Here is a 17,866-nt window from a genome sequence, read left to right as displayed (position 1 = left end):
CAATAGGCGATCCTGCTCGCTGCGCATCGTTTCCCCAATCCTGGCCCAGCCGCCCCGCTCGATCGGCGGCCGGTCCGCTTGTTCTTGTCCGATCCCAAGGAGACTGAAAAATGAAGAAGTCCTTCGTGTTTGCAGCCGCTGCCGCGGCCATGCTACTGACCGGCGCGGTTCACGCGCAAGAATTGCCCAAGACCCATGTCAAGGTCGTCGGCGGCTTGAGCAACCTGGCGCCCTACAACGACTATGAAAAGCCGTTCTGGACCAAGACCATTCCGGAATTGTCCAAGGGGCGCGTCACCGCCGATATCAAGGGCTTCAACGAAATGGGCCTGAAGGGACCGGAGCTGCTGCGCCTGATGTCGCAAGGCGTGATCGAGTTCGGCACCGCGACCTTGTCCTACTTCGCCACCGACAACCCGATCAATGAAGCGGTGGACCTGGCCGGCCTGGCGCCGGACGCCAAGACCGCGCGCGAAATCGTCGACACCTTCGAACCCGTCTACGCCAAGCACTACGGCCAGGGCTCCAACATCAAGCTGCTCGGCATCTCGACCTATCCGGCGCAAGTCCTGTTCTGCAACGCCGAGATCAAGGGCTTGGCCGACATCAAGGGCAAGAAGGTCCGCATCAGCAGCCGTACCCAGGCCGATTTCGTCGAAGCGCTGGGCGGCGCCAGCGTCACCATGGCTTTCGGCGAAGTAGTGCCGGCGCTGCAGAACAAGGTGGTCGATTGCGCCATCACCGGCACGCTGTCGGGCTATTCGGCCAAATGGTACGAAGTCTCGACCCACCTGGTGGCGCTGCCGGTCAACTGGAACCCGCAAATCCACGCGGTAAACCAGAAGGCATGGGACAAGCTCGATCCCAAGGTGCGCACCCTGATCGAGACCAACATCGGCAAGATGGTGGACGACATCTGGGATGCCGCTGCCAAGCAAACCCAGGAAGGCTACGACTGCAACACCGGCGCCGCCGCCTGCACGCAGCCGGTCAAGGGCAAGATGGTATTGGTCCAGACTTCCGACGCCGACCGTCAGTTGCTGAAGAAGGTCTTGCAGGAATCTGTGGTGCCGAAGTGGGCGGCGCGCTGCTCGGCCTCCTGCGTGCAAAGCTTCAACGACACCATCGGCAAGAAACTGGGCATCACCGCCAAGAAGTAAGGTCAGGACGGCAGGCCCCTCATCGCCGGGGCCTGTCCGGCAAGGCGCGCTCCCTTCCCCGCGCGCCTTGATATTCGAAAGGTTTTTCTCCCATGACACCCACCACACCCTCCCAACGCTTCGCCGCGCTGGGGGCGCTGTACCGCCGCGCCGAAAGCCTGTCGCATGGCGCGATCTGGTTCGGCGGCGCCCTCACCCTGGCCAGCGTCCTGCTCATTTGCTTCGACGTCCTCGCGCGCAAATTCTTCGGCTTCACTACCGGCGGCGCCGATGAATTGTCGGGCTATGCCTTCGCCATCAGCACTTCCTGGGCGCTGGCGTTCGCCACCCTGCAGCGCGCCAATGTGCGCGTCGATGTGATTTACCAAAAACTCCCGGTGCGCGTCTCCGCCGTGCTCGACTGGATTTCGCTGGTCGCGCTGGGCGTGTTCATTGCGTATCTGACCTACTACGCCTGGGGTGTCGCCGCGACGTCCTGGGCCCATAACTCCGCCTCCAACACGCCGCTGGGTACGCCGCTATGGATACCGCAAAGCCTGTGGACGCTCGGTCTGGTGTGGATGTGCATCGTGCTGGCGCTGATGCTGCTGCGCGCCTCGGTGGCGCTGGTCACTGGCGACCTGGAAACGGTCAAGGCGGTGTGCGGGTTGCGCTCCTCCGTCGAGGAAGCCGAAGAAGAAGCCGCCGCGGGCGAGCGCATTGTGGAAAGGGAACGGGCATGATCGCCACCGCGTTGATATTACTGTTGGCCCTGATCGGGCTCAGCATTCCGGTCGGCGCCGCCCTCGGCGTGCTCGGCCTCATCCTGGACCCGCTGTTCTCGATGCTGCCGCTGACGCGCGCCATCGGCGAACTGGCCTGGGGCACCAGCACCGAATTCCTGCTGGTGGCGATTCCGCTGTTCATCCTGCTGGGTGAAGTCCTGCTGCGCGCCGGTTTCGCCGAGCGCATGTACAGCGCCATGAGCCTGTGGCTGTCGTGGCTGCCGGGCGGCTTGATGCATGCAAACATCGGCGCCTCGACGCTGTTTTCCGCGACCTCGGGCTCCAGCGTGGCGACCGCCGCCACCGTCGGCACCGTTGCCCTGCCGCAGATCAAGCGCTACGGCTACAACGAGCCGCTATTCCTCGGCAGCCTGGCCGCCGGCGGCACGCTCGGCATCCTGATCCCGCCATCGATCAACCTGGTGATCTATGGCGTGCTGACCAATTCCTCGGTACCCAAGCTGTATCTGGCGGGAATCATTCCGGGCTTTGCGCTGGCCGCGCTGTTCATGCTGACGGTGGCCATCGCCTGCCTCGCCAAACCGTCCTGGGGCGGCCACAAGATCAAGGCATCCTGGGGCGAGCGCTTCGCCAGCCTGGTGCACCTGCTGCCGCCGCTGGGCATCTTCCTGCTGGTGGTGGGTTCGATCTATGCCGGCCTGGCGACGCCGACCGAAGCCGCCGCGCTGGGCGTGTTCGGCGCACTGATCCTGGCGGCATGGCATCGGCGCCTGACGCTGTCGATGCTGCGCGAAGCGATCGAAGGCACCATGCGTTCGACCGCCATGATCATGCTGATCATCCTCGCCTCGTCCTTTCTTAACTTCGTGATGGCGGCCACCGGCCTGACCACGGCGCTGACCAATTCCATCAGCGGCCTGGGCCTGTCGCCGGGATGGATGCTGCTGATCCTGGTGATCTTCTACCTGGTGCTGGGCTGCTTCATGGAGACCCTATCGATGATGATCACGACGATTCCAATCGTCGCGCCGATCATGATCGGCCTGGGCTACGACCCGATCTGGCTCGGCATCGTCATCATCGTGCTGGTGGAAGCCGCGCTCATCACGCCGCCGGTCGGGTTGAACCTGTTCGTGGTGCAAAGCCTGCGCAAGGCCGGTTCGATGAACGCCGTGATCATCGGCAGCCTGCCCTTCGTGTTTGCCATGTTCGTGCTGCTGGCTGCGCTGGCGTTCTTCCCGCAACTGGCCCTGTGGCTGCCGAATCTGTTCGGCTGATGCCGCTTCCCTTTACATTTTTTGAGGTTGTTTAGTCATGAAAGTTAGTTTCCAGCTTGATCTGGCCCAGGCATCCGAGCGGCTCGACGTCGATATCCAGACCTTGATCGTGGCCGGCTGGGCCGGCCGCGACATCGCCGCCATCGAGCATCACATCGAGGAATTACTGGCCTTGGGCGTGCCGCGCCCGAGCGCGGTGCCGCTGTACTACCGCATCGCCGACAATCAGTTGACCCAGTCCGAGCGGGTACAGATGGTCGGCCCCGCCTCGTCCGGCGAAGTCGAAACCTTCGTCTTTGCCGCCGGCGGCGAGCTGTATGTCAGCGTCGCTTCCGACCACACCGACCGCAAACTCGAAACCCATAGCGTGGCGCTGTCCAAGCAGGTGTGCGCCAAGCCGGTGGCAACCGTGGCCTGGCGCTTCGCCGACGTCGCCGACTATTGGGACGAGCTGGTGATCCGCGCCACCATCGAGGAAAACGGCGCCACCGTGCTGTATCAGGAAGGCACGCTGGCTTCGCTGCGCACGCCGCTCGACCTGATCGCCGGCTATGCCAACGGCGCCGCCATCCTGCCGGACGGTACCGGCATGACCGGCGGCACGGTGGCCGCGATCGGCGGCATCCGGCCAGCGACATCGTTTACGATGGAGTTGTTCGATCCGCGCCGCCAGCGCAGCATCCGCCATCGCTACGAGGTCGAGGTGTTGCCGGAAGTTGCCTGAGCGCGCGACAGGCAAGCGCGCATTTGCCATCATTGTCGTTTCAGCGGCGCGGGCGCAAGGATTGCCCCGCGCCGTATTTCTTCAGGGGATTCAAGCATGCAAACCATACGTGAACTCGCCGCCGACCTCGACGCCGGCCACACGACCAGCGTCAAACTGGTGGAACAGGCATTGACTCGCATCCGCGCCCACCGCGCGGCTGGCGGCGTCGCCTACGTCAGCGTCGATGAAGAGCAGGCGCTGGCGGGCGCCCGCGCCGCCGACGCCGCACGCCAGGCCGGTTATGTGCCTTCGCCGCTGGCCGGCTTGCCGGTATCGATCAAGGACTTGTTCGACGTCAAGGGACAGGTCACCGCCGCCGGCTCTAAGGCACTGGCCGATGCAGCGCCGGCCACCACCGACGCGCCTGCGGTCGCCCGCCTGCGCGCCGCCGGCGCCGTGCTGCTGGGCCGCACCAATATGAGCGAGTTCGCCTTTTCTGGCCTGGGCCTGAATCCGCACTACGGCACGCCGCAGAACCCCTTCGACGGCGCACGCGTGGCCGGCGGCTCGACCTCGGGCGGCGCCGTTTCGGTGGCGCTGGACATGGCGGCGGTTGCGCTTGGCACCGATACCGGCGGCTCGATCCGCATCCCCTCCGCGTTTTGCGGTCTGACCGGCTTCAAGCCGACCGCGCGCCGCGTGTCGCTGGCCGGCGCAGTGCCACTGTCGCGCACGCTCGACTCGGCCGGGCCGCTGGCGCGCTCGGTCGATTGCTGCGCCATCGTCGATGCCATCCTGTCGGGCGAAACTCTGGACACTCAGGCCTTGCCGCTGGCCGGATTGCGCTTCGGTGTGACCGAGGATTATGTCGGCGCGAACATGGATGACGCCGTGCGCACTGCCTTTGAACGCGCCTTGGACGCGCTGCAGGCGGCGGGCGCCCGCATTGAGCGCTTCTCCTTCCCCGAATTGCTGGAACTGCCCGGGATCAACAGCCGCGGCGGTTTCGCCGCTGGCGAATCCCATGCCTGGCACCGCAAGCTGATGGAACAAAAGGAAGCGCAATACGATCCGCGCGTCGCCAGCCGCATCCGCCGCGGCCTGGAACAGCATGCCGCCGATTACATTGACTTGCTGGATGCACGCCAGCGCGTGATTGCCGGCACCCGCCAACGCCTGCGCGGCTTCGACGCCTGGCTGATGCCCACGGTGCCGGTCATCGCGCCGCTGGTTGCGCCGCTGGAACAGGACGATGCCGCCTTCTTCTCGACCAACGGGCTGGTGCTGCGCAATCCCTCCGTCATCAACTTCCTTAACGGCTGCGCCTTATCCCTGCCCTGTCACCTCAGTGGCGAAGCCGCAGTCGGCTTGAGCGTCTGCGGCCTGGCGGGGCAGGATGCCAAGATGTTGCAGATCGGACGCTCGGTGGAATCGTTGTTGCGAAAAAAGCTAAGTTAACCTGAGAGTATTGGAGCCCCCTGGTTGCGCTTATTTCATCTGCGATATCCGGAATACTCCCACGTGTTAACGCAGGTCTCGCGAACGCGAGTATGCTCATCAGAGGCCGCCACCCCCGTGTCCGGCCCCCGTCATTGTCCAAGCTGAAGACGTCCGATGAAAACACTGCTCGCTCTCAACATCCTGTTGCTCGCCACGTCAGCCGCCTTTGGCGAAACCATCGGCGACGTCAGCACCACCTTCAAGTTGCTCAGTCCGAACGACAAGATCGTGGTCGACGTGTTCGACGATCCCGAAGTGGCCGGCATTTCCTGCTACCTGTCGCATGCCCGCACCGGCGGCTACAAGGGCGCCATGGGCCTGGCCGAGGATACGTCGGACGCCGCGGTCGCCTGCCGCCAGGTCGGGCCGATCTCGTTCAAGGGCAAGATCAAGGCGCAGGAGGAAGTCTTCAACGCCCGCTCGTCCTTTCTGTTCAAGCACGTGCGCGTGGTGCGGATGGCCGATACCAAGCGCAATACGCTGGTCTACCTCGTGTATTCCGACAGGATCATCGAAGGCAGCCCGAAGAACAGCGTGACCGCGGTGCCGGTCCCGGCCGACCAGCCGATTCCCCTCAAGTAATTCCGTCGATGCGTGGCTCCTATACGGAGCAAGGACGGGGTTGGCACGTCGATAGGGCGGCCGCTCTAAACAATTTAGAGTATGTGGAAATATCGACGATTTCCGCACGATTTACGACCGTCTTGAAAAATACTCCCTATCAATAAAGGGCCCATACCAGTTGCCGGCGCGAGAAGAAGGTGCGGCGCAGGCCGACGTCGGCGCGCAAGACCGTCATCCGCATGTCGAAGTCGCGACACGTTGAAGTACAAGGTCGGCGCCGACGCTGCGCGGACAAGGCTGCAGCGGGAGCGGCGACTTCAGGTACAGCACGCCGTCGCCGCTCTCGGTGACGGAGACTTGTGGCTGTGCAAACAGCCGCGCCGGATCGCGCAAAACATCGTCCTTCGCCCTCATCGCCCGCTCCTTCGCCCTGGTTGGCCTTATTTGGCGTCGATCAGTTTCCAGTCGCCCTTCTCGATCCTTACCAGCACCCGCGCCCGCGCGTCATGGCCGTAATGGTCGCTCGGGCTCATGTTGAAGACGCCGTGCGCACCCACCGTTTCCTGGCCGCTTTCGATGGCGTCGCGCAGCGCCTGACGGAATTCCGGCGTGCCCGGCTTGGCTTTCTTCAAGGCCGTCGGCACCGCCGCGGCAAACAGCTTGTAGGCATCCAGCATATGCGCGCCGAACGAGGACACGGTACCGGCACCGTATTTCTCTTCGTACTGGCGGGTGTACTCGATGCCGACCGCTTTCGAGGGATGGCTGTCCGGCAGTTGGCTGGCGACCACCACCGGCCCGACCGGCAACACCGCGCCTTCGATCGCCTTGCCGCCGACCCGGATGAACTCCTTGTTGGCGGCGCCGTGGGTCTGGTAGATGCGGCCCTTGTAGCCGCGCTCGACCAGCGCGGTTTGCGGTAGCGCCGCCGGCGTGCCAGAGCCGGCGATCAGGATTGCCGTCGGATTGGCCGCCACCAGTTTCACGACCTGGCCGGTGACGCTGGTATCGGTGCGGTTGTAGCGCTCGATGTCGCTCATCTTGATGCCGGCCGCTTCCGCCGCCTTGGTCATTTCGCGCAGCCAGCCCTCACCGTAGCCGTCGGCATAGCCGATGAAACCGAGGCTTTTGACGCCGTTTGCCTTCATGTGCTCGGCCAGCGCATGCGCCATCAGCGCATTGTGTTGCGGCGCGCTGAAGGTCCACACGCCCTTGGCCGGCGGCAGTTCAAGCGGCGCCAGGGCAATCTGCGGCGTCTTGGTTTCGCTGGCGACTTCGGCAATGGCCAGCGCGGTCGGAACGGCGGAGGAGCCGAAGAAAATGTCGGCGCGGTTTTCCGTGGAGGCCTTGCGCGCGTTCTTGTTGGCTTCGGTCGGGTTGGTGGCGTCGTCCAGCACGATGTAGTTGATCTTTTCGCCGGCGACGCTGGTGGGCAAAAGCGCCACCGTGTTTTTTTCCGGGATGCCGAGCGACGCTGCCGGACCGGTGGCCGAGACCGAGATGCCGACATTGATGTCGGCCCAGGCCGGCAATGCGCAGGCGCCGAACAGGGCAACGGCGACAACGCTAATATGGAACGGATGATTCATGCTTGTCTCCTTGAAGGATGGATGCGCTTTTTACCGGGAACGGTGGCGCTGTTTTGTCATGATGAAACCTTGCCAAACCTACTATGCACTTCCTTGGACTTTCCTTGAAGTACCTGCCGCCGGTGGCGGTTTAAAACGGGACGCGCTTGTTCGGTACCTCCTTTCCTTGCTAGTCACATCTGCACTCCCGCCGTCCCAGGCGGCGGCAGACCGGTTCAACCGTCAATCCTGGCCAGCTTGCGCAACAGCCGCAGGAGCGTTTTCCGCTCGCGCGCACTGAGATGCGACGACATCCTGGCATCGTGCTCCTGCACCAGCGCGCTGATCTGCGCCAGCGTCGTCAGCCCATCGGCCGTCAGGTTCAAGCCATAGGCCCGCTTGTCGCTCGGCGACGGCCGGCGCTCCACCAGCGCCATCCGTTCCAGTGCGTCGATCAGCAGCACGGCACCGGAACGCGCGATGCCGAGAACACTCGCCAGGTCGGTCAGCCGCAGGCCGGGATTTTTGCCGATGATCGTCAAAGCCGAAAAGCGCGGCGGCGTCATGTCCCACTCTCCCAGCGTGCGGATGAAGTCGTCGTAGATCGTGATCTGCGCGCGCCGGATGCCATAGCCGATCAGGCGGTCGAGCACGTCGTAGTCGACGCCCGCCACATGCGGATTGAAGCGGGCCGAGCCGTCGTCGCCTGGAAAAATGTCGGCCAGCCGATATTTGCGCATCGAAGTCATGCCGGGCGCCGGCCGCTTGGCTGCGGCCGCCGGCGCTTAGCGCCGCTCGACATGACTGGCCTGCAGCGATTGGCGGTCGAAGCCGGCCAGGCGCTTGTAGCGCAGTGCGATTTCTTCGCGCTCCGCCAGCGGAATCACCGCTTCGATGTCGGCAAATCCCTGTGGCGCGCGCTGCTCGGCGATCTGCATTACTTGCTCCGGCCCGTTCATGCGGTTGCGCAGCACGATGCCGGCGGTGCGCGGCAGGCGCTCCGCTTCGTACTCGCGCAATTCGTAACTGATTTCGCCGGTACCAGCCACGCAACGCGCCAGGCAGTCTGTCAGGTAGCGCGCGTCGAGAATGGCCTGCGCGCTGCCGTTGGAGCCGATCGGATACATCGGATGGGCGGCATCGCCCAGCAGGGTGACGCGGCCGAAGGTCCAGCGCGGCAGCGGGTCGCGGTCCACCAGCGGAAATTCGTAAATCGCCCGGGCGCCGTCGATCAGCGCCGGGATATCGATCCAGTCCCATTTCCAGTCGGCAAAGGCGGCGGCGAACAGCGACTTGTCGACCTTGCGGTTCCAGTCGGTGCTCGGCATGGCGCCGTCGCCGACGCGCAATTCGGCAATCCAGTTGATCAGCGAGCGGCCTGTGCGCCGCAACGGTTCCGAAATCGGGTAAGCAACAAATTTCTGGTCCTGATGTCCGGCCATGAACATGCTGCGACCATCCAGGTAAGGCGGTGCTTCGGTCGTCGCGCGCCACAGCATGCGTCCGGAAAAACGCGGCTCGTCGCCGATCGGATGCAGAAAGCGCCGCAGGGCGGAATGTATACCGTCGGCTCCGACCAGCACGTCGGCCGCGGCGGCGACCGCTTGGCCGTCACGGCGACGGCGCAACGTATATCGCACCTGCCGCTCGTCCTGCTCGAACGATTCGAAGGCATGGCCGGCATGGATCTTGTCGGCACCCAGGCGCTGCTGGGCGATGCGGTACAAGATCATGTGCAGTTCGCCGCGATGGACCGAGAACTGCGGCCAGTCGTAGCCGGCGGCACGGCCGCGCGGCTCGCTCCAGATCGGCTGGCCGAACTTGTTGTAATAGGCCAGCGTCGAGGTTTCGATGGCGCTGCCGGCCAGGTGTTCCTGCAGCCCGAGTTCCGTCAATTCCTTGACCGCGTGCGGCAGTAGATTGATACCGACTCCGAGCGGTTTGATTTGCTCTACCGCTTCACAGACTTCGACATCGATGCCGCGCTGATGCAGCATCAAGGCCAGGGTGAGGCCGCCGATTCCGGCGCCGGCCACTGCGACTTTCATGCGCTCCCTTTCCACGATTACGCCGCCGGATGGCGGCCCTGCCCGCCCCTGCTTCCTCTCGCGCCACCTTGATGGGCAAATGAAGCATGGATAATTGCTTACACTCTATAACAATTTAATGCGCAAGGGAATCTTGCCGGAAGAAGCCGCGAAAAGGACGCCTGCCACCGACGCCGCGAACATGCAGGCCGATGCATGCGGGCTTGCGCCTTGTGCCGCTGCAGCGCTTCGATGAAGCGCGTGCATAATTCGTCGCGCAGCGGCGGCTCCATCCTCGAGGCATGGGTGCCGCCGATATGCACCACGCTCAACGACTTGCGCAGTGCACCCCAGCCATAATCTTGGGGCGCCGAACAATCTGTCGCCCGACAAAAAACAGCGTGGTCGGCACGTCCAGCGGTGCCAGCTTCCACTGCCGCAGCGCCCCCAGGCGCAGCTTGTCGTTCAGGTGCCGGTGGAAGATAAAAGAGAATGCGGTCGGCCGCGCCATCACCATCGGCGCCATTGCGCCCAGCGGTGTGAATCACTGCCTGCGCATGAACAGCACCAGCATCCGGCGCAGCAGCGCGACCGGAATCAGCCCGGGATCGGCTAGCAGCGCGCGGTAGCGCTGGCTGGAGCGCGCCATGTTCTAGCGCCGGCTATCGAGCAAGCCGAGAAAACATACCTTGCGCCCGGTCGCCGTTCCTGTTCAAGCACGTGCGCGTGGTGCGGATGGCCGACACCAAGCGCAACACGCTGGTCTACCTCGTATATTCCGACAGGGTTATCGAAGGCAGTCCGAAAAACAGCGTGACCGCGGTGCCGGTCCCGGCCGGCCAGCCGATACCGCTCAAATAGGCAATGAGGAGAATTCTGCCGGCGATACCGCAAAAATTACCGGGTGGCCGCATCCAGCACCGTGTTGGCCGGTTTCATGCCGCCCTGGCTTCTTTCAGATAGTGGCGGGCGTAGCGCTGGTCCAGTTTCGCCAGCGGCAGCATGACGAAAAAATCGGCGCTATGGAAATCCGGATCCCAGGCCGGCTCGCCGCAGATCCAGGCCCCGCTGCGCAGATAGCCTTTCAGCAGCGGTGGCATTTTCGTCAATTGGCCGGTAGCGCGCTCATCCAGCGGAAACCGCAAATGCGGGATAACCCGGTATTCCGGCGGCGCCAGGTTGGCGGGCTCCAGTCCACGGTACAGCGCCGCCGCGTTGTGGCCGCCATCGGCCAGGCTGACGCTGGCGCAACCCATCAGGTAATCGCAGCGCTCCTTCTTCATCCAGCCGGCGAGACCAGCCCATAGCAGCATAATGACGCCGCCGCTGCGGTAATTCGGATGGATGCAAGCGCGCCCCGCTTCGGCAATGCGATCACGCAGGTTATCCAGCCGCCCGAGGTCAAATTCCTGCTCGGAATAAAAACGGCCGAGCTTGCGTGCTCCCTGCGGGCTCAGCAGGCGATAGGTGCCGACCACCTTCAGCGTATCGGCGTCACGCACGATCAGATGATCGCAATGGGCGTCGAACTCATCCTGGTCCAGCCGCTCGGGATTGGCCAGCGCCGCCAAACCCAGGCCTTCGATAAACACCTTGTAGCGCAGGCGCTGCACCTCGCGCAATTCCCTCGCTGTGCTGGCCAGCGACAGCGCCAGCCTGGGCGCGCGCGTGTCGTTGGCGTGGGCGACAGAGTCGGCACTGGCGGTAGCTATTCTCATGCTTCGTCCTTTTTCACGTAAAGACGAGCACATGCTGGCACCGTATTGCTGCCGGAAAATGACAGCGGCATGTCGATTTCATGACAGACTGCACTTCGCATCGCCCAATCTGCGCGCGCGCAATTCATCAACGGGTAACAATTCGGCAGCAAACTCCGCGCACAACCACTGTCGAGCGCATATACATGATCCGATTCCTGTCACCGCTATGGCCCCAGGCTTTTCTGAGCCTGATGCTGCTGCTCTCGCCGACCATCGCGGCCGGCAACTCGATCGTGATCGGCCAGGCAATCGACCTCTCCGGGCCCAACGCCAGCATCGGCCGCGATTACGTGGCCGGCATCAAGACCAGTTTCGATGCACTGAACGCCGCCGGCGGCATCAACGGCCGCCGCGTCCAGTACATCGTGCGTGACGACCGCGGCCTGCCGCAAACTGCGGCGCGGGCGGTGGCGGAACTGATCGAACGCGACCAGGTCGAGTATCTGTTCGGCGGCATCGGCGACGACGTGCTGCAAGCCGTGCTGCAGGATGCCGTATTCCGGCGCAGCGGACTGACGCTGTTTGCGCCGCTAGCCGGCGCCGCGATGCCGGCGGCCCCGGTACTGTTCTGGCGCCCCGGCTACCAGCGGGAAATTCGCCACCTATTCGCTCATTTCGCCAAGCTTGGCGCGATGGACGTCGGCATCGTCTATCAGCCCACCGCTTCGAACCGGGATACCTACAACAGCCTGTCGGCTGAAATCCACGAGCGCAAGATGAAGCTGAGCGCCACCCTCCAGATCGGAGCAGACACGGGGCAATCTGTGACGCAATTCGCCGCCGGGGCCGGCCGCATGGCAGCCGCCAAACCCGGCTTCGTGCTGGTGATTGCCGACACCATCAGCACCGCCTTGTTCCTGAAGGAATTCCGCAAGCACAGCCCACAGACTTTCGTCGCCGGCACGTCATTGGTCAATCTGGAAACGCTGCGCGAGCTGGCCGGCGCCCGCGCCGTCGAATGGACCGTGTTTTCCCAGGTCGTACCGAACCCGAACGCCGGCACTTCGCTGCTGCAGATCGAACATTTGAACATGATGAAGAAGTACCGCGACGAAAGCGTATCGTCGCTGACACTGGAAGGATTTGCCGCCGGGCGTTCATTGGCGCGCGCGATCCAGTCAGCACGGCAACCGGGGCGCGCAGCACTGCAGGAATGGTTCGCACAAAAACGCGAAATCGATCTCGGCGGCCTGACGATCCGCAGTTCCGGCGCTGACGAACCCTTGTCGACATATCTGGATGTCGCGCTGTTCCGCAAAGGCGGCGGGCTGGTTTTCTAGCGGCTTGACTTACTCGACCGAGTTGCTCAACCGAGGCGTACCGTGAAGTCGATATCGACCTCATCCCACGATTCCTGCTCTTTCTGCACCCACCAGGAAAAAGTCGGATGAAGGGCGACCCAGTCGCGCCGGATTTCGAGTTCGATACGGCTCTTCATTTTCAGGCGCAGCACAGCCGGATCGAGTTCGAGGCGCGCATGCTGGAGCATCACCGCCAGTCGCAGCGCCAGCACTGCCTTGGCGAAATCGGGCTCGGATAAGGCCTGCCCGATTTTGCGCAGGTTGCCCTTCTGCCCTAGCGCCAACAGGCTCATGGTGCGCTGCTCACGCGTGGTGAAGCCGGGGATGTCGGCATGCTCGATGAGGTACGCCGCGTGCTTGTGTTGCCCGCTCTGCGATACCGCAAGGCCGACCTCATGCAGCAATGCACCCCAATACAGCGGCCTTTGATAGGTGTCATCGGCCGGTTTCAGCAACCGGTAAAGCGCGCCGGCGGTTTGCGCCACCCGCTCAGCCCGGTCTTGATCGACGCCGAAGCGCTGCAGGAAATCGCGTGCCGCCTGCTCGCGGCGGTCGCGCCGCGTCGCGCGCAGTTGCAAATCCCACAGCACACCCATACGCAAACCGGCATCGACTGGCTGCAGCATTTCGATCCCCAATTCCTGCGCCAAGCCGATCAGGATCGCCAGACCGCCAACCAGCACCGCCATCCGTTCCGGCTTGATTCCAATCAGGCCGATCGTATCGATCCGGCCATGCTCGATCAGTTTCGATTTCAGGTGCAGCAGATTTTGATAATTGAGTTCACCGTTACCGATACTGTTCTTGGCGATTACCTCGCCAATCGCGCGCATGGTGCCGGAAGAACCGTAGGCGCGACTCCAGTATTCCGGTGCGAACAGTGCGGCGGCCTCCTCGAACTGCGAGCGGGCCGACAAAATCGCGGCGTCGAACGACGCCGCATCGATGCGGCCGCCGGCAAAGAAGGACAGACTTTGCCGGACGGTACCGATGCCGAACGATTCGACGCGTTCCACCTCGAGGCCGCAGCCGAGGATCAGTTCGGTCGAGCCACCGCCGATGTCCACCACCAGTCGCCGCTCCGCCGCGAGCGCCACCGAGCTGGCGACGCCGAGATAGATCAGACGCCCCTCTTCCTCACCGGAAATGATCTCGATCGGGTAGCCGATGGATTTTTCAGCGGCCGGCAAGAAGGCTTCGGCATTTTTTGCAATGCGAAGCGTATTGGTGGCGACCACGCGCACCGCCTGCAACTGATATGCGCTCAGTATGGCGGCGAACCGGTGCAGCGACTCCAAGCCAAGCTGCATTGCCGCTTCGCTCAAATAGCCGCGCTGGTCCAGCCCGGCCGCCAGCCGGATCGAATCGCGCGCGCTCTTGACCACGCGCATGCCATCCCGATCCTGCAGCCCGACGTGCAGGCGGAAACTGTTGGAGCCCAAATCGACTGCGGCAAACATGCATTCCCCTTGTTTTTCCGTAACCATTCGGAATATGCCAAACCGGCTTCGCCCCTGCAACGGAGCAGCAACCGCCGCACTGGCGGCCCGCATCGAGGCCGGCTTGCTGCAAGGCAGGAAAAACGGGGCGCTTGCGAACGGCAGACGGTTACATTAACGCGTAAGTATGACAGCACCATGACCGCTACCGCAGGACTCAATCCGGCGTCAGTCTGCGCAGCGACTGGCAAAGGAATTGTGTGTATGGCAATGCTGGGCTGACGAATTTGAAAGCAAGCAGCGGAGTGCGTTCGCCCCGAACGCTCGCTACACTGTCTTTACCATCATGAAATCGGGCAGGAACATCAGATGAACGCACGGGACAGAAAGACGAGCCTGGCGGCGGCAACGCTGACCGATCCGCGCTGGCGCCTGGTGGCGGAGAAAAACCCGCAGGCAGACGGCAGCTTTTACTATTCGGTGAAAACCACCGGCGTGTATTGCAAGCCTTCTTGCGGGGCACGCCTGCCGCGTCCGGAAAACATTGGTTTCCACGCCACTCGCGAGGATGCCGAACGGGCCGGTTTTCGGCCCTGCAAACGCTGCAAGCCGGACCAGCCGGCCCAGGCCGAGCGGTACGCAGCCATGGTTGCCGCGTCCTGCCGAATGATCGAAAAGGCGGAAACCATGCCCAACCTGGAACAACTGGCGAAGCATGCCGGCGTCAGCGCATACCACTTTCATCGGCTGTTCAAGCAAACCACCGGATTGACGCCGCGCCAGTATGCCATGGCGCAGCGGGAGACGCGGCTACGCGGCCAGCTCCACGCCAGCGGTACGGTAACCGAGGCCATCTTCGACGCCGGCTACAATTCAAACAGCCGTTTCTATGAAAACTCGAACCAGGTCTTGGGCATGACGCCCACCAGCTACCGCGCCGGCGGCGCCGATACGGAAATCCGGTTTGCCGTCGGCGAATGCGGACTGGGGTCGATTCTGGTTGCCCAAAGCGTGCGCGGTATCTGCGCGATTCTCCTGGGCGATGATCCGGATCAACTCGCGCGTGATCTGCAGGACCGCTTCCCGCACGCCAGATTGCTTGGCGGCGATCCCGAGTTCGAACAATTGGTGGCCAGGGTGATCGGCTTTGTGGAAGCCCCAGCCATCGGGCTGGATCTGCCGCTGGACGTGCGCGGGACCGCTTTCCAGCAGCGTGTCTGGCAGGTTCTGCGGACAATTCCTGCCGGACAGACCATCAGTTATACCGAACTGGCCAAACGCATCGGCGCGCCGCGTGCCGCGCGGGCCGTGGCCCAGGCATGCGGCGCCAACGCGCTGGCAGTCGCCATTCCATGCCATCGGGTCGTGCGCAACGACGGCGGCCTGTCCGGCTATCGCTGGGGCGTCGAGCGCAAACGCTCCTTGCTTGACACCGAAGCGCAGGCCGTGGCGAAAGAGAAAGAACCCGCATGAGCGTGAGCGACGGACGAAACGCCGCCGGGCCCACATGCGCGCCGCGCGGCACGACATCCAGCTTGTTCGATGAGGCGGAAAACAACCCTGCATGGGAGGAGCCGATATGCCCCGGCGCCGTCGTGTTGCGCCGGTTTGCGCTGGCGGACGAGGCAGCGATCCTGGCAGCGCTGCAAGCTATCCTGACGCTGGCACCATTGCGCCATATGGTGACGCCTGGAGGTTTTCGCATGTCGGTGGCGATGGCCAACTGCGGGACCCATGGCTGGGTTACGAATCGCAGTGGCTACCGCTACGATGCCGTCGACCCGGAAACCGGTTGGCCGTGGCCGCCCATGCCGGACATATTCCATGACCTCGCATGTCGGGCTGCCGCGCGCGCCGGCTTCGGCGGATTCGACCCCGATGCCTGTCTCATCAACCGTTACATTCCGGGCGCTCGCCTGTCGCTGCACCAGGACCGCAACGAACGGGATTTTGCACAACCCATTGTCTCGCTATCCCTCGGCATTCCAGCGGTCTTTCTGTTTGGCGGCCTGCGCCGTGAGGAAAAGCCGTCACGCATACCGCTTACGCATGGCGACATTGCCGTATGGGGCGGCCCCGCAAGGCTCCGCTATCACGGCGTGGCGCCGCTCAAAGACGCCCATCACCCGCTGATGGGCGCGCAACGCATCAATCTGACATTTCGAAAAGCCGCCTGATTTCCAGTGTGGCAATCTGCTGACAACCGTTGCGCCACAAGCGGAGCAATCTGCCCCACCGCACCAAACATCTGTGAACCCCTATCCCGAGTTTTTCCGCCGCTGCCGTTACGTCTTCAGCAACTTGGCGTACCGGTCGTGGTCTGCTTGAGCGGCCTCAACGATTCATTGATATCCGGTTTTCGGCGGCTGAATCCTGCGTAGTATGAGCCGCATGGATAGCGCAGACGAGCAGAGAATTGGATGTCATATGCAAAGCGTGATCGGCAAAAATTCTTCCCAGCTTGAACTGTTGCTGCGCCTGCTCGATGTGCTGGCGATCGTGGTGGCAAGCCAGTTGGCGAGCTTTCTGCATTTCAATGCGCCGTTGGTGGAAACCATGCCGATTCAAACCGGTCTGGTTTTTCTCTGTTGCGCGCTGGCATTTCTGATGCTGCCGCAATTGGGCCTGTACGATTCCTGGCGCGGCCGCTCGATGGGTGTCATGTTCGGGCGCATCGCCGCTTCCTGGGCCCTGGTCTTGCTGATCGGCCTGTTCTTCAGTTTCCTGATTCACCATGTCGGCTATGTCTCGCGGCTGTGGATTTTCTACTGGTACGGAATCGCCCTCTGCCTGCTGGTGGCAACGCGCATCGTCGTCTATTCGACGCTGCATTATCTGCGTAAAAAAGGCTGGAACAGCAAGCGCGTGGTGATTGTCGGCTACGGCCGCATCGGCCAGGAAATGCATCGCCGCGCTGTGCAGCAGGACTGGCTGGGCTACGAAGTCAAGGCAGTGCATGCCAGCGCCGAGAATGCGGCTTGTCTGACCGACCCCTCGATCCTGGAAATCGACACGCTGGAGAATATTCATGATTATGTGCAGGCCCAGCAGGTGGATGAAATCTGGATCACCCTGCCAGTCAGCGCATCCGACAAGCTGCAGTACCTGCAATACCTGCTGCGCAACGAACTGGTCGATATCCGCTGGATACCGGACACGCTCAGCATGCAGATCCTGAGCAACACGATGGTCGATTTCCTCGGCTTCCCGGCGGTTGACCTGAACCGGCCGATCTCCAGCGGGCTGAATGGCCTCATCAAGGATTCGTTCGACAAGGTGTTTTCGCTGGTGATGCTGATATTGATGACGCCGCTGTTCATCGTCATCGCGATCGGCATCAAATGGTCGTCGCCAGGCCCGGTGTTTTTTCGCCAACCGCGACACGGCCTGAACGGCAGGAAATTCAATGTCTACAAATTCCGCACCATGAAGCTGCATGATGAGCAGGGAACCGTTACCCAGGCGACCCAGCATGATACGCGCGTCACTCCACTCGGGCATTTCCTGCGCCGCACCAGTCTGGACGAACTGCCGCAGTTTTTCAATGTACTGATCGGCGACATGTCGGTGGTCGGCCCGCGCCCGCATGCGCTGCAGCACAACGAGCTGTACAAGGACCAGGTCGAGACCTACATGCTGCGCCACCGCGTCAAGCCCGGCATTACCGGCTGGGCGCAAATTCACGGCTATCGCGGCGAAACCGACACTCTGGAAAAAATGGCCAAGCGGGTGCAGTTCGACCTGTATTACATCAGGAACTGGTCGCTCTGGATGGACTTGCAGATCATCCTGTGGACTGCGTTTCGCGGCTGGACCGGAAGTAATGCCTACTAAACCGG

General features: G+C 62.9%; 16 protein-coding genes and 1 pseudogene. 11 read left to right on the top strand and 6 right to left on the bottom strand.

Annotation, left to right across the window (positions count from 1 at the left end; all coding sequences use genetic code 11):
- Positions 1 to 110: 110 nt before the first annotated feature.
- The 6 genes from ACK2VC_RS15010 (at position 111) to ACK2VC_RS14985 (ending at position 5,950) form a co-directional block, all read left to right on the top strand.
- Positions 111 to 1,160: a TRAP transporter substrate-binding protein gene (locus ACK2VC_RS15010; protein ID WP_486731188.1), complete on the top strand. Its 1,050-nt coding sequence runs from the start codon at positions 111 to 113 to the stop codon at positions 1,158 to 1,160.
- Positions 1,161 to 1,252: 92 nt separating this feature from the next.
- The gene (locus tag ACK2VC_RS15005) at positions 1,253 to 1,882 is read left to right on the top strand and encodes a TRAP transporter small permease subunit (RefSeq protein ID WP_486731187.1); all 630 of its coding nucleotides are present in this window, start codon (positions 1,253 to 1,255) and stop codon (positions 1,880 to 1,882) included.
- Positions 1,879 to 3,162, top strand: coding sequence for a TRAP transporter large permease (locus ACK2VC_RS15000; protein WP_486731186.1), 1,284 nt, complete (start codon positions 1,879 to 1,881; stop codon positions 3,160 to 3,162). The genes ACK2VC_RS15005 and ACK2VC_RS15000 overlap by 4 nt, the downstream gene beginning before the upstream one ends.
- 37 nt (positions 3,163 to 3,199) lie before the next feature.
- On the top strand, positions 3,200 to 3,886 hold the full coding sequence (locus ACK2VC_RS14995; RefSeq protein WP_486731185.1) for a DUF2848 domain-containing protein: 687 nt from the start codon (positions 3,200 to 3,202) through the stop codon (positions 3,884 to 3,886).
- 96 nt (positions 3,887 to 3,982) lie between these two features.
- Entirely contained in the window at positions 3,983 to 5,326 is a 1,344-nt protein-coding gene (locus ACK2VC_RS14990) for an amidase (protein ID WP_486731184.1), read from the top strand.
- A 156-nt stretch (positions 5,327 to 5,482) separates the two neighbouring features.
- Positions 5,483 to 5,950, top strand: a complete 468-nt coding sequence (locus ACK2VC_RS14985; RefSeq protein WP_486731183.1) for a CreA family protein — start codon at positions 5,483 to 5,485, stop codon at positions 5,948 to 5,950.
- A 422-nt stretch (positions 5,951 to 6,372) separates the two neighbouring features.
- Here ACK2VC_RS14985 and ACK2VC_RS14980 read toward each other — a convergent pair whose 3' ends face one another.
- The 4 genes from ACK2VC_RS14980 to ACK2VC_RS14965 form a co-directional block, all read right to left on the bottom strand.
- Positions 6,373 to 7,521: an ABC transporter substrate-binding protein gene (locus tag ACK2VC_RS14980; protein ID WP_486731182.1), complete on the bottom strand. Its 1,149-nt coding sequence runs from the start codon at positions 7,519 to 7,521 to the stop codon at positions 6,373 to 6,375.
- Between the two features lie 215 nt (positions 7,522 to 7,736).
- Complete coding sequence (locus tag ACK2VC_RS14975; RefSeq protein ID WP_486731181.1) at positions 7,737 to 8,249, bottom strand: MarR family winged helix-turn-helix transcriptional regulator; 513 nt, start codon at positions 8,247 to 8,249, stop codon at positions 7,737 to 7,739.
- A gap of 36 nt (positions 8,250 to 8,285) precedes the next feature.
- Positions 8,286 to 9,548, bottom strand: a complete 1,263-nt coding sequence (locus ACK2VC_RS14970; RefSeq protein WP_486731180.1) for a flavin-dependent oxidoreductase — start codon at positions 9,546 to 9,548, stop codon at positions 8,286 to 8,288.
- Between the two features lie 307 nt (positions 9,549 to 9,855).
- On the bottom strand, positions 9,856 to 10,053 hold the full coding sequence (locus ACK2VC_RS14965; RefSeq protein ID WP_486731179.1) for a hypothetical protein: 198 nt from the start codon (positions 10,051 to 10,053) through the stop codon (positions 9,856 to 9,858).
- A gap of 176 nt (positions 10,054 to 10,229) precedes the next feature.
- Here ACK2VC_RS14965 and ACK2VC_RS14960 point away from each other — a divergent pair.
- Positions 10,230 to 10,388, top strand: a pseudogene (locus tag ACK2VC_RS14960) (CreA family protein); the annotation flags it as partial.
- Between the two features lie 74 nt (positions 10,389 to 10,462).
- Here the strand turns inward: ACK2VC_RS14960 and ACK2VC_RS14955 are convergent.
- Positions 10,463 to 11,245: a GNAT family N-acetyltransferase gene (locus tag ACK2VC_RS14955; protein WP_486731178.1), complete on the bottom strand. Its 783-nt coding sequence runs from the start codon at positions 11,243 to 11,245 to the stop codon at positions 10,463 to 10,465.
- 185 nt (positions 11,246 to 11,430) lie between these two features.
- On the opposite strand from ACK2VC_RS14955, the gene ACK2VC_RS14950 reads away from it, so the two are divergent.
- Positions 11,431 to 12,567, top strand: coding sequence for an ABC transporter substrate-binding protein (locus tag ACK2VC_RS14950; RefSeq protein ID WP_486731177.1), 1,137 nt, complete (start codon positions 11,431 to 11,433; stop codon positions 12,565 to 12,567).
- A 26-nt stretch (positions 12,568 to 12,593) separates the two neighbouring features.
- Here ACK2VC_RS14950 and ACK2VC_RS14945 read toward each other — a convergent pair whose 3' ends face one another.
- Positions 12,594 to 14,048 carry a Ppx/GppA phosphatase family protein gene (locus ACK2VC_RS14945; protein WP_486731176.1) on the bottom strand — a complete coding sequence of 485 codons (1,455 nt, stop codon included), beginning with the start codon at positions 14,046 to 14,048 and terminating at the stop codon, positions 12,594 to 12,596.
- A gap of 348 nt (positions 14,049 to 14,396) precedes the next feature.
- Between ACK2VC_RS14945 and ada the strand changes: the two genes are divergently transcribed.
- The 3 genes from ada (at position 14,397) to ACK2VC_RS14930 (ending at position 17,861) form a co-directional block, all read left to right on the top strand.
- Positions 14,397 to 15,500, top strand: a complete 1,104-nt coding sequence (gene ada / locus ACK2VC_RS14940; protein WP_486731175.1) for a bifunctional DNA-binding transcriptional regulator/O6-methylguanine-DNA methyltransferase Ada — start codon at positions 14,397 to 14,399, stop codon at positions 15,498 to 15,500.
- Positions 15,497 to 16,204 (top strand): DNA oxidative demethylase AlkB, encoded by a 708-nt coding sequence (gene alkB, locus ACK2VC_RS14935; protein WP_486731174.1) that lies wholly within the window; start codon positions 15,497 to 15,499, stop codon positions 16,202 to 16,204. The genes ada and alkB overlap by 4 nt, the downstream gene beginning before the upstream one ends.
- 250 nt (positions 16,205 to 16,454) lie before the next feature.
- Entirely contained in the window at positions 16,455 to 17,861 is a 1,407-nt protein-coding gene (locus ACK2VC_RS14930; protein ID WP_486731173.1) for an undecaprenyl-phosphate glucose phosphotransferase, read from the top strand.
- Positions 17,862 to 17,866: the final 5 nt, after the last annotated feature.

The sequence above is a fragment of the Herbaspirillum sp. WTB6 genome (genome assembly GCF_057457785.1).
This window is presented reverse-complemented; position numbering and strand designations above follow the sequence as displayed.